Annotated in this window: 13 protein-coding genes; 7 read left to right on the top strand and 6 right to left on the bottom strand. The window is 59.1% G+C overall.

Annotated elements, in window-relative coordinates:
• The first annotated feature begins 11 nt into the window (after positions 1-11).
• The 3 genes from dnaN to gyrB are packed head-to-tail and all read left to right on the top strand — an operon-like array spanning position 12 to position 4,661.
• Positions 12-1,115 carry a DNA polymerase III subunit beta gene (gene dnaN, locus H096_RS17805; RefSeq protein ID WP_016970682.1) on the top strand — a complete coding sequence of 368 codons (1,104 nt, stop codon included), beginning with the start codon at positions 12-14 and terminating at the stop codon, positions 1,113-1,115.
• A gap of 20 nt (positions 1,116-1,135) precedes the next feature.
• Positions 1,136-2,239, top strand: coding sequence for a DNA replication/repair protein RecF (gene recF, locus H096_RS17800; RefSeq protein ID WP_033900481.1), 1,104 nt, complete (start codon positions 1,136-1,138; stop codon positions 2,237-2,239).
• Positions 2,240-2,243: 4 nt separating this feature from the next.
• Positions 2,244-4,661, top strand: coding sequence for a DNA topoisomerase (ATP-hydrolyzing) subunit B (gene gyrB / locus H096_RS17795; protein ID WP_016978723.1), 2,418 nt, complete (start codon positions 2,244-2,246; stop codon positions 4,659-4,661).
• Between the two features lie 106 nt (positions 4,662-4,767).
• Here gyrB and H096_RS17790 read toward each other — a convergent pair whose 3' ends face one another.
• Complete coding sequence (locus tag H096_RS17790) at positions 4,768-5,490, bottom strand: response regulator transcription factor (protein WP_033900478.1); 723 nt, start codon at positions 5,488-5,490, stop codon at positions 4,768-4,770.
• A 314-nt stretch (positions 5,491-5,804) separates the two neighbouring features.
• On the opposite strand from H096_RS17790, the gene H096_RS17785 reads away from it, so the two are divergent.
• The gene (locus H096_RS17785; protein ID WP_241495516.1) at positions 5,805-6,662 is read left to right on the top strand and encodes a FecR domain-containing protein; all 858 of its coding nucleotides are present in this window, start codon (positions 5,805-5,807) and stop codon (positions 6,660-6,662) included.
• A gap of 3 nt (positions 6,663-6,665) precedes the next feature.
• Complete coding sequence (locus tag H096_RS17780; protein WP_033900476.1) at positions 6,666-8,945, top strand: CHASE2 domain-containing protein; 2,280 nt, start codon at positions 6,666-6,668, stop codon at positions 8,943-8,945.
• 180 nt (positions 8,946-9,125) lie between these two features.
• On the opposite strand, the gene H096_RS17775 is transcribed toward H096_RS17780, so the two are convergent.
• The 4 genes from H096_RS17775 to glyQ form a co-directional block, all read right to left on the bottom strand.
• A complete protein-coding gene (locus H096_RS17775; RefSeq protein ID WP_033900474.1) occupies positions 9,126-9,896 on the bottom strand; it encodes a lysophospholipid acyltransferase family protein in 771 nt (256 codons plus the stop codon).
• A gap of 82 nt (positions 9,897-9,978) precedes the next feature.
• The gene (gene gmhB / locus H096_RS17770; RefSeq protein WP_161630242.1) at positions 9,979-10,515 is read right to left on the bottom strand and encodes a D-glycero-beta-D-manno-heptose 1,7-bisphosphate 7-phosphatase; all 537 of its coding nucleotides are present in this window, start codon (positions 10,513-10,515) and stop codon (positions 9,979-9,981) included.
• 2 nt (positions 10,516-10,517) lie between these two features.
• The gene (gene glyS / locus H096_RS17765; RefSeq protein WP_033900472.1) at positions 10,518-12,572 is read right to left on the bottom strand and encodes a glycine--tRNA ligase subunit beta; all 2,055 of its coding nucleotides are present in this window, start codon (positions 12,570-12,572) and stop codon (positions 10,518-10,520) included.
• Positions 12,569-13,522 carry a glycine--tRNA ligase subunit alpha gene (gene glyQ, locus H096_RS17760; protein ID WP_003187265.1) on the bottom strand — a complete coding sequence of 318 codons (954 nt, stop codon included), beginning with the start codon at positions 13,520-13,522 and terminating at the stop codon, positions 12,569-12,571. The genes glyS and glyQ overlap by 4 nt, the downstream gene beginning before the upstream one ends.
• An 81-nt stretch (positions 13,523-13,603) precedes the next feature.
• On the opposite strand from glyQ, the gene tag reads away from it, so the two are divergent.
• Together tag and H096_RS17750 are read left to right on the top strand one after the other, a co-directional pair.
• Positions 13,604-14,161: a DNA-3-methyladenine glycosylase I gene (gene tag / locus H096_RS17755; RefSeq protein ID WP_033900471.1), complete on the top strand. Its 558-nt coding sequence runs from the start codon at positions 13,604-13,606 to the stop codon at positions 14,159-14,161.
• A 40-nt stretch (positions 14,162-14,201) separates the two neighbouring features.
• Entirely contained in the window at positions 14,202-15,089 is an 888-nt protein-coding gene (locus H096_RS17750; RefSeq protein WP_033900470.1) for a lysophospholipid acyltransferase, read from the top strand.
• A 72-nt stretch (positions 15,090-15,161) separates the two neighbouring features.
• Here H096_RS17750 and H096_RS17745 read toward each other — a convergent pair whose 3' ends face one another.
• Entirely contained in the window at positions 15,162-15,470 is a 309-nt protein-coding gene (locus tag H096_RS17745) for a hypothetical protein (protein WP_033900467.1), read from the bottom strand.
• Positions 15,471-15,486 lie beyond the last annotated feature (16 nt).

Below are 15,486 nucleotides of genomic sequence, written 5' to 3'. Positions count from 1 at the left end.
GGGACTAGACCATGCATTTCACCATTCAACGCGAAGCCCTGTTGAAACCCCTGCAACTGGTCGCAGGCGTCGTCGAGCGCCGACAGACCTTGCCGGTGCTTTCCAACGTATTGCTGGTAGTCGAAGGCCAGCAATTGTCCTTGACCGGTACTGACCTGGAAGTCGAGCTGGTCGGTCGTGTGCAGCTGGAAGAGCCCGCTGAACCCGGCGAGATCACCGTCCCGGCGCGCAAGCTGATGGACATCTGCAAGAGCCTGCCGAACGACGCGCTGATCGACATCAAGGTTGATGATGCGAAGTTGGTGGTCAAGGCCGGTCGCAGCCGCTTCACCTTGTCCACTTTGCCGGCGAATGATTTCCCGACCGTTGAAGAAGGCCCTGGTTCGCTGACCTGCAGCCTGGAGCAGAGCAAACTGCGTCGTTTGATTGAGCGCACCAGCTTCGCCATGGCTCAGCAGGACGTGCGTTACTACCTCAACGGCATGCTTCTGGAAGTGTCGGAAGGCATCATCCGCGCTGTGGCCACCGACGGTCACCGTCTGGCCATGTGCTCGATGCGCGCTGATATCGGTCAGCCAGATCGTCACCAAGTCATTGTGCCGCGCAAAGGTATCCTTGAATTGGCGCGTCTGCTCACCGAGCCGGAAGGCAACGTCAGCATCGTGTTGGGTCAACACCATATTCGTGCGACCACCGGTGAGTTCACCTTCACCTCCAAGCTGGTTGACGGTAAGTTCCCGGATTACGAGCGCGTGCTGCCTAAAGGTGGCGACAAGCTGGTACTGGGTGATCGTCAGGCCCTGCGTGAGGCGTTCAGCCGTACCGCGATTCTGTCCAACGAGAAGTACCGTGGCATCCGTCTGCAACTGGCCAATGGTCAGCTGAAAATCCAGGCGAACAACCCGGAGCAGGAAGAGGCGGAAGAAGAAGTGGGCGTCGACTACAACGGCGGCTCCCTGGAAATCGGCTTCAACGTGAGCTACCTGTTGGATGTACTGGGTGTGATGACTACCGAGCAGGTTCGCCTGATTCTGTCGGACTCCAACAGCAGCGCCCTGGTACAGGAATCCGATAACGACGACTCGGCGTATGTTGTCATGCCGATGCGTCTGTAATCATGCTCAGCAGAAGCTAGATGTCCCTCAGTCGCGTCTCGGTCACCGCGGTGCGCAATCTGCACCCGGTGACCTTCTCCCCCTCCCCCCGCATCAATATCCTCCACGGCGCCAACGGCAGTGGCAAAACCAGTGTGCTGGAAGCCATTCATCTGCTGGGGCTCGCCCGATCCTTTCGCAGCGCTCGCTTGTTACCGGTGATTCAGTACGAGCAATTGGCGTGCACCGTGTTTGGTCAAGTCGAACTCGCTGAAGGTGGGCACAGCAGCCTGGGGATATCCCGTGATCGCGGCGGAGAGTTCCAGATTCGCATTGACGGGCAAAATGCGCGCAGTGCCGCGCAGTTGGCAGAGATTCTGCCGCTGCAATTGATCAACCCCGACAGTTTCCGTCTGCTGGAAGGTGCGCCAAAAATCCGCAGGCAGTTCCTCGATTGGGGAGTGTTCCACGTGGAAACGCGTTTCATGGCCACTTGGCAGCGCCTGCAGAAGGCCCTGCGGCAGCGGAACTCATGGCTGCGGCATGGTACACTTGACGCCGCTTCGCAAGCGGCCTGGGACCGGGAACTGTGCCTGGCCAGCGACGAAATTGATGAATACCGCCGTGCCTATATCAAAGCCTTGAAACCAGTCTTTGAGCAGACCTTGAGTGAGTTGTTGGATCTCGAGGGGCTGACGCTGAGTTACTACCGTGGTTGGGATAAAGAACGTGAGCTGAGTGCAGTGCTCGCGACATCCTTGCAGCGGGATCAGCAAATTGGCCATACCCAGGCCGGACCCCAACGGGCTGATTTGCGTCTTAGATTAGGCGCTCACAACGCCGCGGACATCTTGTCCCGTGGTCAGCAGAAGTTGGTGGTGTGCGCGCTGCGTATCGCCCAGGGGCATCTGGTTAGCCAGGCCCGACGCGGACAGTGTATTTATCTGGTGGATGACTTGCCGTCGGAACTCGACGAGCAACACCGCCGCGCGCTATGCCGCTTGTTGGAAGAATTACGCTGCCAGGTGTTTATCACCTGTGTAGACCACGAATTATTGAGGGAAGGCTGGCAGACGGAAACGCCAGTCGCTTTGTTCCACGTGGAACAAGGCCGTATCACCCAGACCCACGACCATCGGGAGTGAAGGCATGAGCGAAGAAAACACGTACGACTCGACCAGCATTAAAGTGCTTAAAGGTTTGGATGCCGTACGCAAACGTCCCGGTATGTACATTGGCGACACTGATGACGGTAGCGGTCTGCACCACATGGTGTTCGAGGTGGTCGACAACTCCATCGACGAAGCTCTGGCCGGTCACTGCGACGACATCAGCATCATCATCCACCCGGATGAGTCGATTACCGTGCGCGACAACGGTCGCGGCATTCCGGTAGACGTGCATAAAGAAGAAGGCGTTTCGGCGGCAGAGGTCATCATGACCGTGCTCCACGCCGGCGGTAAGTTCGATGACAACTCCTATAAAGTTTCCGGCGGTTTGCACGGTGTGGGCGTTTCGGTAGTGAACGCACTGTCCGAAGAGCTGATCCTGACCGTGCGCCGTAGCGGCAAGATCTGGGAACAGACCTACATCCACGGTGTTCCGAAAGAGCCGATGAAAATCGTCGGTGACAGCGAAACCACCGGTACACAGATCCACTTCAAGCCATCGGCTGAAACCTTCAAGAATATCCACTTCAGCTGGGACATCCTGGCCAAGCGGATTCGCGAACTGTCCTTCCTCAACTCCGGTGTCGGTATCGTCCTCAAGGACGAGCGCAGCGGCAAGGAAGAGCTGTTCAAGTACGAAGGCGGCCTGCGTGCGTTCGTTGAATACCTGAACACCAACAAGACTGCGGTCAACCAGGTGTTCCACTTCAACATCCAGCGTGAAGACGGCATCGGCGTGGAAATCGCCCTGCAGTGGAACGACAGCTTCAACGAGAACCTGTTGTGCTTTACCAACAACATTCCTCAGCGCGACGGTGGTACTCACCTGGTGGGGTTCCGTTCCGCACTGACGCGTAACTTGAACACCTACATCGAAGCCGAAGGCTTGGCCAAGAAGCACAAAGTTGCCACCACCGGTGACGATGCGCGTGAAGGCCTGACCGCTATTATCTCGGTGAAAGTGCCGGATCCGAAGTTCAGCTCCCAGACGAAAGACAAGCTGGTGTCTTCCGAGGTGAAGACCGCCGTGGAACAGGAGATGGGCAAGTACTTCTCCGACTTCCTGCTGGAGAACCCGAACGAAGCCAAGCTGGTCGTCGGCAAGATGATCGACGCTGCCCGTGCCCGTGAAGCCGCGCGTAAAGCCCGCGAGATGACTCGCCGTAAAGGCGCGCTGGATATCGCCGGCTTGCCAGGCAAACTGGCGGACTGCCAGGAGAAGGACCCTGCCCTCTCCGAACTGTACCTGGTGGAAGGTGACTCTGCTGGCGGTTCCGCCAAGCAGGGTCGTAACCGTCGCACCCAGGCCATCCTGCCGTTGAAGGGTAAGATCCTCAACGTCGAGAAGGCCCGTTTCGACAAGATGATTTCCTCCCAGGAAGTCGGCACCTTGATCACGGCGTTGGGCTGCGGTATTGGCCGTGACGAATACAACATCGACAAGCTGCGCTACCACAACATCATCATCATGACCGATGCTGACGTCGACGGTTCGCACATCCGTACCCTGCTGCTGACCTTCTTCTTCCGTCAGTTGCCGGAGCTGATCGAGCGTGGCTACATCTACATCGCTCAGCCGCCGTTGTACAAAGTGAAAAAGGGCAAGCAAGAGCAATACATCAAAGACGACGACGCCATGGAAGAGTACATGACGCAGTCGGCCCTTGAAGATGCCAGCTTGCACTTGAATGACGAAGCACCGGGCATTTCCGGTGAGTCGCTGGAACGTCTGGTAAACGACTTCCGCATGGTGATGAAGACCCTCAAGCGTCTGTCGCGCCTGTACCCTCAGGAGTTGACCGAGCACTTCATCTACCTGCCGGCCGTCAGCCTGGAACAGTTGGGTGATCATGCAGCGATGCAGGATTGGCTGGCTCAGTACGAAGTGCGCCTGCGTACTGTCGAGAAGTCTGGCCTGGTGTACAAAGCCAGCCTGCGTGAAGACCGTGAACGTAACGTGTGGTTGCCAGAGGTCGAACTGATCTCCCACGGCCTGTCGAACTACGTCACCTTCAACCGCGATTTCTTCGGCAGCAATGACTACAAGACCGTGGTTACCTTGGGCGCTCAATTGAGCACCCTGTTGGACGACGGCGCTTATATTCAGCGTGGCGAACGCAAGAAGCAGGTCAAGGAATTCAAGGAAGCCCTCGACTGGCTGATGGCGGAAAGCACCAAGCGCCACACCATCCAGCGATACAAAGGTCTGGGTGAAATGAACCCGGATCAGCTGTGGGAAACCACCATGGACCCAGCCCAGCGTCGTATGCTGCGCGTGACCATCGAAGACGCCATTGGCGCGGACCAGATCTTCAACACCCTGATGGGTGATGCGGTTGAGCCTCGTCGTGACTTCATCGAAAGCAATGCCCTGGCGGTTTCCAACCTGGACTTCTGATCCCGGTAAGCCTGCCAAACTAAAAAGGCCAACGCTTAGCGTTGGCCTTTTTTATTGGGTGAAAATCAGCGAATTTGAAAATGCTCCACGTGGAACATCAGCGTAATCAGCCTTGAGAAGCTGCCGTCACACTCTCCAATCGATACCCATACCCATAGATCTTCAGCAACTGCCAACCCCGATCCGCCGTCAGCCCCAGCTTGTTTCGTAACCGGTAGATATGCGTATCCAGCGGCCGTGACGACACCATTTCTTCATGGGTCCAGAACCGCTCGTAGAGGTACTCGCGAGACAGTGGTCGGGCCAAGTTAGCGAACAGACAGCTGGCCAGACGGTACTCACGTTCCGTGAGGTTGATCGGTTTGCCCGCGCGGGTAACCGTCAACTCAGCGTCATCAAAGGTCAGGTCATTGAAGCTCTGCACTTCATGGGTGGCAGACTTCTGCAGGCCATGCCGACGCAGAACCGCCGTGACCCGTGCTTTCAATTCATTAGGACGGAAAGGTTTGCTGACGTAATCATCGGCGCCACTGTTGAGCGCGGTGACGATGTCGCTCTCGGCATCACGGCTGGTGAGCATGATGACGGCAGGTGGCGACTCCATGTGTTCGCGGGTCCAGCGCAGCAACGCGATGCCGGTGATGTCCGGCAATTGCCAGTCGAGTATCAGCAGGTCGAAGGTTTCCCGGCGCAGTTGGCGTAACAGGTCTTCACCGCGTTCGAAGCAATGCAGGGACCAAGGCTGTTCGGCGGTGCTGGGGATTTGTCGCAGTGTCTGTTCCACCCGGCGCAGTTCGGCGGGTTCGTCATCCAGTATTGCGACACGCATGGGTGGGTCCTTTCATTTGAAGAGTGCGACAGCCGTCGGCCGGTTTTTGAATCTGAAGAATTGTGCGCAGATTCATCGACCCCTCGGATCTCTCTATACGCTGGGATCAATGAGCGGTTAACCCATTGAAAGTCCTCGATACCAATGTGGGAAAGATACCGGCTCCTGAACCTAAGGAAAAGGATCAGCCGACGCATGCGCTGCCGTAAACTCCTGTGCGCTGATGTCTGTTGCCCTCTGGAACCCTGACTTGTATGAGCGCCATGTTTCTTTCTCTTAATTGCCTGCGCTGCGCCCTTCCCTCTTTGTTGATCATGATGGTGGGCTCGGCGGGCGCTGCTACAAAGGTTCGTGCGCCATACATCGACGATGACTTCCTGTGCCGGGTCCAGCCTCTGCCTGCCGTAGTCCAGCATCTCACCGGCGAAGCCTGGAAGCTCAATACCCGGGGCAAGATGATTCCCCTGCTCGAAGGCATGTCTATTGATGAACAGGAAGGTGTGAAGACCTCGGCGTCGGCGTTCGTCAGCCTGTTGCTGGGTGATGGATCCCGCGTGGTGTTGCCCTCTGATTCCCAGGTGCGGCTCCACTTGGAGAAGAAGCTGTCGATTCCCCGAGTGGTACTCGAACAAGGCCAGGCCGAGGCGTATGTGATCAAGCGTGCCAGCGATCATGATCGCTTCCAGATCGTGACGCCTGTAGGGGTGCTGGGGGTGCGAGGTACGCACTTTCGGGTGCGCAATGACGCTGAGCGATCGCTGTTGGAGGTGTTGGACGGTCAAGTCGCCGCCAACCGGGATCGGACAGGCGAGATCAAAGTGGCTGCACGCCAAGGCCTGCTCTTCAAGAAACAGGGCGACCTCAATCCTGTAGAACTGCTGGCCGCACCGAAGCTGATCGGCCAAGACGGCCAGAAAGGCGACGCGCCGGTCTGGAGCTTATACCTTCGGCCATTGCCCGGCGCCCAGCGCTACCGTGCACAGGTCGCCACTGACAAAACCTTTATGAACATCAAGCAGGAAAACTTTTCCAGCACGCCGAAAATGAGCTTCACTGGGCTCAAAGCCTCGTTCTATCACGTGCGCTTGTCGGCTTACGACGAAAACGGCCTGGAGGGAGAAACCGGGGTCTATGACATCTTCTACTACCCGCCCACTGCCCAGGTACGTTGACCAATGATGCTCTGGGGCAAGGCCGAGAAACGTCAACCCACCCATGCCCAGCGCCTGTTCCACGGCCTGGTGCGTGAATGGTTGTGGATAGGTTTGCTGCTGCTGCCCATCACCGCCTATCTGTCGCTGAGCCCGGGCCTGGCCTTGAACAATCCGTTAGACGACAGCCTGCGTCGCCTCACACCACTACCTGTCGATCCCCGCATCCTGCTGGTGACGATCGATGATTCCAGCCTTAAGAAGCTAGGCCGATGGCCTTGGCCACGCAGCCTGCACGCCGACTTGATCGACCGCCTGAGCGCCGCGCAACCGTCGGCCATTCTGTTCGATGTGATCTTCAGTGAGCCCGGCGACCCCGCCAATGACAAACGCCTGGCTGAGTCGGTCTGCAACGCTGGCAATGTCTTGCTACCCCTGGTGCGTGAAGGTGCTGCGAACTACAGCCAACCGGACACGCAGATGATGCCGCTGCTCAAATGCGCCAAAGGGGTTGGCCACATCAATGTGGAAGCGGACAGCGATGGTGTGGTCCGCAGCCTCTACCTGCGTGAAGGCCCGCCCGATGCCACGGCACCGCAATTGGCCTGGCTGGCCTATGAGATGAGTGGCGGGTTGTCTGACATGCCGGGCGAGCCTCTGCAATCGCTCACTCAGCACTGGCATCGGGAGCACGCTATCCGTATCCCGTTCATTGCCCCTCATACGCATTTTCCCAGCGTGTCCTACGCGAGCGTATTGCGCGGTGAAGTGGCTCCCGAGCAACTGCGTGGTCGCCTGATCCTGGTGGGGTCGACAGCCTCCGGGATGGGCGATCGTTTCGTCACACCTGTGTCTTCGACGGTGGGCACCACGGCAGGTGTGGAGATCCAGGCCAACCTGCTCAATGGCTTGCTGCAAGGCCGCAGCATCGTTGATCTGCCAGGCTGGCTTGCGGCCTTGATGGCGACCTCATTGGTGGCATTGTTATTGGGCCTGCTGCTCTATCGTCCGCGCTATGCGTTGTGGATGACCCTGGGCTGCATGGGCGCCGCGTTACTCGGTTCCCTGGCCCTGTTGCGCCTAGGGCATTGGTGGTCGCCTGCGGCCTGTCTGATTGGTTTGCTGCTCAGCTACCTGATCTGGAACTGGCGCCGCCTCAGTGTGATCCTCGCCTATTTCGGCTGGGAACTGGCACGCCTGGACAACGAACCCAAAGTCCTGCCCGAACGCCGCCGTGCACCTGCCAGCAAAGGCGATGTGTTGCAGGCACGTATCTTTGCCCTGGAACAGGCCGTAAGCCGCACACGCGACACACGGCGCTTTATGGCCGATGGCCTGGAGTGCCTGCCGGTGGCGACCCTGATCACAGATCCCAAGGGCAATATCCTGCTGGCCAACCGCATTTCCCGGCAAGTGTTCGGCAATGATCTGGTTAACGAAAACTTGTTGGAGCAACTGGCGGATTTGGGCTACCCGCCGCTGCACAATGGCGTGCGCCCTGCCCTGTCGGCGCTGGAGCTTGTGGAGTTCCGGGACATCCACCAACGCAGCCTGCGCATGGAGCTTGCGCCCTTGCTGCCGGCTGAAGGCGATGTCGCCCTTGGTTGGCTGCTGAGCCTGACGGATCTGAGCAAGGAGCGCGAAGCCCAGCAACACCGCGAGACCATGTTGCGGTTCCTCTCTCACGACCTGCGCGCACCCCATTCAGCGATCCTTGCACTGCTGGATGTGCATAACGGCGAGTCCCCAGTCTTTGCCCAGATTGAACAACAAGTTCGCCGTGCCTTGGGCCTCACTGAATCCTTCGTGCAACTGGCGAAAGCCGAGGCTGACGGTTACCAGTTCCAGCCGACGCTGTTCGCCATGTTGGTCATGGATGCATTTGACCAAGTGGCGCTGATCGCCCAGCTCAAGGGGATTCATCTGGTTCACGACTTGGACGAGGCCGATGAAGGCATGGTGTCGGCTGACCAATCATTGCTAACCCGCGCGTTGTTCAACGTGCTGGAGAACGCCATCAAGTATTCGCCTTCCGGGACGACCGTGAGGTTGAGGCACAGCAGCGCAGAAGGCTGGTTGGAGTGCCGTATCAGCGACCAGGGTCCAGGGATTGCCGCACAGGACCTGCCGGAGCTGTTCAGCCAATACCGCCGCTTCGATTCGTCCCAAGGCAGCGAAGGCCTGGGGTTGGGACTGACCATGGTCAAGGCTGTGGTAGAGCGTCACGGGGGGCGTATTAGTTGCGAAAGCGTGGTGGGCAAAGGCACCACATTCAGCCTTCAACTGCCGCTGCTGGAAGACTGAAAAACGTACTTTTCTGCTGTGCATAAAAAACCGGTCACAAGGACCGGTTTTTTATGCGGAAAAAACTTATGCACCTTTTCCGTGATTTTATGAGCTTGAGAAATATGTAAGTAAAACAGTCTCTTAAAAGACAAAAAAGGCGATTCGCCAACAAACCGTACACAGGTTATCCACAGATGATCAGATGACCGGCGTGTCGACTACAACCGGCTCTGGTGGCAGCGACCCCATGGCCCGTTGCTGCGCTTCATTCCACGCCTGGGCGCGGTCATTCAGCGCGGCGATGGCACGAGGTCCTTCACCTTCGGCGTACATCGGTTCGCCGATCACCACAGTGATGGTGCCTGCGCGTTTAGCCCAGCCGGTCTTTGGCCAGAACTTGCCGGCGTTATGCGCAATCGGCAGCACCGGCAGATGTGCATTGACCGCCAAAGCCGTGCCGCCGCGTGAGAACTTGCCTACCGTGCCGTAGGGCACACGTGTGCCTTCGGGGAAGATCAGCACCCAAACACCGTCCTTGAGCAGCTCATCGCCTTTCTTGGCCACATGCTTGAGCGCGGCCTTGGGGTTGTCACGGTCGATGGCGATCGGGCGCAGCATGGCCATGGCCCAGCCGAAGAACGGCACGTACAACAGCTCGCGCTTGAGTACCTGGCTCAACGGCGAGAAGTACGCCGACAGGAAGAACGTCTCCCAGGTGCTCTGGTGGTTCGACAGAATCACGCAGGGCTGGTCCGGGACGTTTTCCGCGCCCTTGACCTCGAATCGGATGTTCAGGAACACCTTGGACAGCCACAACGCGCAGCGGCACCAATAGACGTTGATAAAGCGATAGCGCGCCTTGAATGGCAAAAAGGGCGCAATAAAAAAGCTCAGGGTGCACCAGAGGAACGAACTGGTGCCCAGCAGCAGGTAAAAGAAAAAGGTTCTGATGGCCTGCAAAATCGACATGGCGGCATTTACCGTTGCGGGACGCGGCCCGCCTGCTAAAAGCGCACTCCCGAGCAATCCTTGTTCAGGAAGTCGAGGGTGGCTAGTTGTTGATAAGTTCTGCGGCAACGGCCGCCAGATCGTCAAAAATCAAGGTGCCTACCGGCAGGTTTTTCGCCTGGGTCTTTTCGCCTTTCCCGGTCTTAACCAAAACTGGCTGAGAGTCGACGGCTTTGGCCGCCTCCAGGTCACCGAGGCTGTCCCCGACGAACCATATCCCAGCTAACGGCACCTTGTAATGTTCTGCAATGGTTTTCAACATGCCAGGCTTGGGTTTGCGACAATCGCAGCCCTCATCCGGCCCGTGGGGGCAGTACACCACCAACCCCACCTCACCGCCCTGCTCGGCCACCAACGTGCGCAAGCGCGCGTGCATGGCGTCCAGGGTGGCGATGTCGTAGTAACCACGGGCGATGCCGGACTGGTTGGTGGCGATGGCCACCGTCCAGCCGGCTTTGCTCAACTGCGCGATGGCCTCGATCGAGCCGGGCAGTGGAATCCATTCCGCCACCGACTTGATGTAAGCGTCGGAGTCGACATTGATCACCCCGTCCCGATCGAGAATCAGCAGTTTCAACATGGTCAGCTCAGCGTCGAAATGTCAGCAATGTTGACGAACAGACCGCGCAGGCGCGCCAGCATGGCGTAGCGGTTTTTGCGTACGCCGGCATCGTCGGCATTGATCATCACGGCTTCGAAGAACGCATCCACCGGGTCACGCAACGTGGCCAGGCGCGCGAGCGCTTCGGCGTAGTTGCGCTCGGCGATCAGCGGTTTCACGGCCGTCTCCGCTTTGGCGATGGCCGAGTTCAGCGAGAACTCCTTGGCATCGGCAAACAGGCCTGGGTCGACGTCAGCATTGCCCAGGCCTTCGGCCTTGCTCAGCAGGTTCGACACACGTTTGTTCACAGCGGCCAGGGCGTCGGCTTCCGGCAGTTTGCGGAAGGCCTGCACGGCTTGTACGCGCTGGTCGAAGTCCAGCGCCGAACCCGGTTGCAGGGCACGTACCGCCAGGTACACCGACACGTCCACACCTTCGTCTTCGTAACGCGCACGCAGGCGGTCGAACACGAACTCCAGCACTTGCTCGGCCAGGCCGGCTTGCTTGACCTTGGCACCGAACTGGCCGACGGCAAACACCACGGCCTGGGTCAGGTCGAGGTCCAGCTTCTTGTCGATCAGGATACGCAGCACGCCCAGGGCCGCACGGCGCAGGGCATACGGGTCTTTGCTGCCGGTTGGCAGCATGCCGATACCAAAGATACCCACAAGGGTATCCAGCTTGTCGGCGATGGCCACCGCAGCGCCGGTCAAGGTGCTTGGCAGTTCAGCACCGGCACCGCGCGGCATGTACTGCTCGTTCAGGGCCAGGGCCACATCGTCCGGCTCGCCGTCGTTGAGGGCGTAGTAGTAGCCAGCAACGCCTTGCATCTCCGGGAACTCGCCGACCATCTCGGTGGCCAGGTCGCACTTGGACAGCAGGCCTGCACGCGCAGCCCAGGCGGAATCGCCACCAATGCGTGGCGCAATGTAGGCGGCCAGCTTGGAAACGCGCACGGCCTTGTCGTAGACGCTGCCGAGTTTTTCCTGGAACACCACGTTCTGCAGGCGCAGGTTGAAGTCTTCCAGCTTCTGCTTCTTGTCTTGCTTGAAGAAGAACTCGGCGTCAGTCAGGCGCGGGCGAACGACTTTTTCGTTACCGGCGATGATCTGCTGCGGGTCCTTGCTTTCGATATTGGCCACGGTGATGAAGCGCGGCAGCAACTTGCCGTCCACGTCCAGCAGGCAGAAATACTTCTGGTTGTCCTGCATGGTGGTGATCAGCGCTTCTTGCGGCACGTCGAGGAAACGTTCTTCGAACGAGCACACCAGCGGCACCGGCCATTCAACCAGCGCGGTCACCTCGTCGAGCAGGCTTGGCGGCACGATGGCGGTGCCTTCCTGCAGGCGGGCCAGCTCTTCGGTACGCTTGCTGATCAGCTCGCGACGCTCGTTGGCGTCGGCCAGCACGTAAGCGGCACGCAGGTCGGCGGCGTAGTTGGCCGGCGAGGTGATGCGTACAGCTTCAGGGTGATGGAAGCGGTGACCACGGGAATCACGACCGGCTTTCTGGGCAAGGAGGGTGCAATCGATGACTTGGTCACCGAGCAGCATCACCAGCCACTGGGTCGGACGTACGAACTCTTCCTTGCGAGCGCCCCAGCGCATGCGCTTGGGGATTGGCAGGTCGTTCAGCGAGTCTTCAACGATGGTCGGCAACAGGCTGGCGGTCGGCTTGCCGGTGATGACCTGGCTGAAACGCAGTTTCGGGCCGCTCTGGTCGATCTCGCTCAGCTCCACGCCGCACTTCTTGGCAAAACCAAGGGCGGCTTGAGTTGGGTTGCCTTCGGCGTCGAAAGCCGCCTGGCGCGGTGGGCCGTCGAGGTTGATGCTGCGGTCCGGCTGCTGGGTTTCCAGCGCGGTCAGCAACACGGCCAGGCGACGTGGCGCGGCGTAGACTTTCTTCGCGGCGAATTTAAGACCCGCGGTCTGCAGGCCTTTTTCGATCCCGGCCAGGAACGCGTCGGCCAGGGTGTTCAGTGCCTTGGGTGGCAGCTCTTCGGTGCCCAGTTCAACCAGGAAATCTTGAGCACTCATTGTGCAGCCTCCAGCTTAGCCAACACTTCATCACGCAGGTCCGGGGTTGCCATCGGGAAGCCCAGCTTGGCGCGAGCCAGCAGGTAGGCTTGGGCGACGGAACGCGCCAGGGTGCGTACACGCAGGATGTATTGCTGGCGCGCGGTGACCGAGATGGCACGGCGGGCATCCAGCAGGTTGAAGGTATGGGAGGCCTTCAACACCATTTCATAGCTTGGCAACGGCAGCGGCTGGTCGAGCTCGATCAGGCGCTTGGCTTCGCTTTCATAGAAATCGAACAGTTCGAACAGTTTGTCGACGTTGGCGTGTTCGAAGTTGTAAGTGGATTGCTCCACCTCGTTCTGGTGGAACACGTCGCCGTAGGTCACTTTGCCGAACGGGCCGTCAGCCCACACCAGGTCGTAGACCGAGTCCACGCCTTGCAGGTACATGGCCAGGCGCTCAAGGCCGTAGGTGATTTCGCCGGTCACCGGGTAGCATTCGATGCCGCCCGCTTGCTGGAAGTAAGTGAACTGCGTCACTTCCATGCCGTTGAGCCAGACTTCCCAGCCCAGGCCCCAGGCGCCCAGGGTCGGCGATTCCCAGTTGTCTTCGACAAAACGGATATCGTGGACCAGTGGGTCCAGGCCCACGTGCTTGAGCGAGCCCAGGTACAGTTCCTGGAAGTTGTCCGGGTTCGGCTTCAATACCACCTGGAACTGGTAGTAGTGCTGCAGACGGTTCGGGTTTTCGCCGTAGCGGCCGTCAGTCGGGCGACGACTGGGCTGCACATAAGCGGCGTTCCAGGTTTCCGGGCCGATGGCCCGCAGGAATGTAGCGGTGTGGAAAGTGCCGGCGCCTACTTCCATATCGTAGGGCTGAAGTACCACACAACCTTGCTCGGCCCAGTATTGCTGGAGGGCGAGGATCAAGTCTTGGAAGGTACGCACGGCTGGCGTAGGCTGGCTCACGAAATTCACCTGTTACTTGGGCTGCGATTTAAAGAGCGGGAGTATACCCGATTCGGCCGCGCCACCATCCCCTGGAGCCTTATGCCACGCTGCTTTTGGTGTTCTGAAGATCCGCTGTACATGGCTTATCACGATCAGGAGTGGGGAACGCCGCTGCGCGATGCGCAGGGTTTGTTCGAGTTACTTTTACTCGAAGGGTTCCAGGCGGGCCTTTCCTGGATCACCGTTTTACGCAAACGCGAGCATTATCGAAAGGTCTTGTTTGGCTTTGATGCGCAGCGGTTGACGCGGTTGACTGATGACGAGATCGAAGCGCTGATGCAGGATCCAGGCATCGTGCGCAATCGCCTGAAGCTCAACGCCACCCGCCGCAATGCCACTGCCTGGCTGGCGCTGGAGGACCCGGTGGGGCTGCTCTGGTCCTTTGTTGGTGGCCATCCCAAGGTCAATCACTTCAAGGACCGCAGCGAAGTGCCAGCGATTACACCCGAGGCTGAAGCCATGAGCAAAGCCTTGAAAAAAGCCGGTTTCACCTTCGTCGGGCCGACCATTTGCTACGCGTTCATGCAGGCCTCAGGCATGGTCATGGACCACACTCAGGACTGCGACCGTTACGCGGACTTGGCCAACGCCGGTTAGAATGCCGGCTTTGCGCACCACACACGATCAGGAGTGACCTGTGGAAAAGTTGAAAGGCGCCTTGCTGGTAGGCGCTCTCCGGTTGTTTGCCCTGCTGCCCTGGCGCGCTGTCCAGGCCGTCGGCACGGCGATTGGCTGGATCATGTGGAAAACCCCCAACCGCTCCCGCGACACGGTGCGGATCAACCTGTCCAAATGCTTCCCGGACATGGACCCCGTCGAGCGTGAAGCTTTAGTCGGCCGCAGCCTGATGGACATCGGCAAGTCCCTGACCGAAAGCGCCTGCGCTTGGATCTGGCCGGCCCAGCGTTCCATCGACCTGGTGCGTGAAGTCGAAGGCCTGGAGGTGCTGCACGAAGCCCTGGCCTCGGGCAAAGGCGTGGTCGGCATCACCAGCCACTTGGGCAATTGGGAAGTGCTGAACCATTTCTATTGCAGCCAGTGCAAACCGATCATTTTCTACCGCCCGCCCAAGCTCAAGGCGGTGGATGAGTTGCTGCGCAAGCAGCGCGTGCAACTGGGCAACCGCGTGGCGGCGTCGACCAAGGAAGGCATCCTCAGCGTGATCAAGGAAGTGCGCAAAGGCGGCCAGGTGGGCATTCCGGCGGATCCTGAGCCGGCAGAATCCGCGGGGATCTTCGTGCCGTTCTTTGCCACCCAGGCGCTGACCAGCAAGTTCGTGCCGAACATGCTCGCCGGTCACAAGGCCGTCGGCGTATTCCTGCATGCCCTGCGGCTGCCGGACGGTTCGGGTTACAAAGTGATTCTGGAAGCGGCGCCTGAAGACATGTATAGCACCGACACTGCTACGTCCTGTGCGGCGATGAGCAAGGTGGTAGAGCGGTATGTCGGCGCTTATCCGAGCCAGTACATGTGGAGCATGAAGCGCTTCAAGAAGCGCCCGCCGGGCGAAGAGCGCTGGTATTGATGCCGGCTTGACACTTGTAGTGAGCGAGCTTGCCTCGCGCGGGGCAAGCCCGCTCACTACAAAAGCACGCGTTTACACGCGGTCGAGTTTCTTCAGGAACACCGCCATTTCTTTTTCGGCCTGTTTGTCGCCATGGGCCTGGGCCGCTTCGATGCCCTTCTCCCACGCCAGCCGCGCCGCCGCACGATCTTCCAGCCCCAACTGCGCCTTACCCAACAACTTCCACGCCGCCGAATACTTGGGGTCGAACTCCACGCATTTGTGCAGATGCTCGGCCGCCTTGGCGTTGTCCTTCAGGTCCAGATAACCCTTGCCCAAACCAAAACGCAGCAGGGAATTATCCACACCCTTGGCGAGCATTTTTTCCAGGGATTCGAGCATGCAGGCGTACTCCGTT

It is taken from the genome of Pseudomonas sp. FH1 (assembly GCF_000510895.2).
Lineage (GTDB): Bacteria > Pseudomonadota > Gammaproteobacteria > Pseudomonadales > Pseudomonadaceae > Aquipseudomonas > Aquipseudomonas azotoformans_A.
The sequence above is the reverse complement of the archived record's forward strand: the minus strand, read 5'-3'. Positions and strand labels throughout refer to the sequence as shown.

Bases quoted from the DNA above. Each gene is read 5' to 3' on its own strand.
- gmhB (WP_161630242.1), bottom strand. From the start codon at position 10,515: ATGTTGAAACTGCTGATTCTCGATCGGGACGGGGTGATCAATGTCGAC.
- H096_RS17775 (WP_033900474.1), bottom strand. From the start codon at position 9,896: ATGTCGATTTTGCAGGCCATCAGAACCTTTTTCTTTTACCTGCTGCTG.
- gyrB (WP_016978723.1), top strand. From the start codon at position 2,244: ATGAGCGAAGAAAACACGTACGACTCGACCAGCATTAAAGTGCTTAAA.
- H096_RS17745 (WP_033900467.1), bottom strand. From the start codon at position 15,470: ATGCTCGAATCCCTGGAAAAAATGCTCGCCAAGGGTGTGGATAATTCC.
- glyS (WP_033900472.1), bottom strand. From the start codon at position 12,572: ATGAGTGCTCAAGATTTCCTGGTTGAACTGGGCACCGAAGAGCTGCCA.
- H096_RS17785 (WP_241495516.1), top strand. From the start codon at position 5,805: ATGATGGTGGGCTCGGCGGGCGCTGCTACAAAGGTTCGTGCGCCATAC.
- tag (WP_033900471.1), top strand. From the start codon at position 13,604: ATGCCACGCTGCTTTTGGTGTTCTGAAGATCCGCTGTACATGGCTTAT.
- dnaN (WP_016970682.1), top strand. From the start codon at position 12: ATGCATTTCACCATTCAACGCGAAGCCCTGTTGAAACCCCTGCAACTG.
- H096_RS17780 (WP_033900476.1), top strand. From the start codon at position 6,666: ATGATGCTCTGGGGCAAGGCCGAGAAACGTCAACCCACCCATGCCCAG.
- recF (WP_033900481.1), top strand. From the start codon at position 1,136: ATGTCCCTCAGTCGCGTCTCGGTCACCGCGGTGCGCAATCTGCACCCG.
- H096_RS17790 (WP_033900478.1), bottom strand. From the start codon at position 5,490: ATGCGTGTCGCAATACTGGATGACGAACCCGCCGAACTGCGCCGGGTG.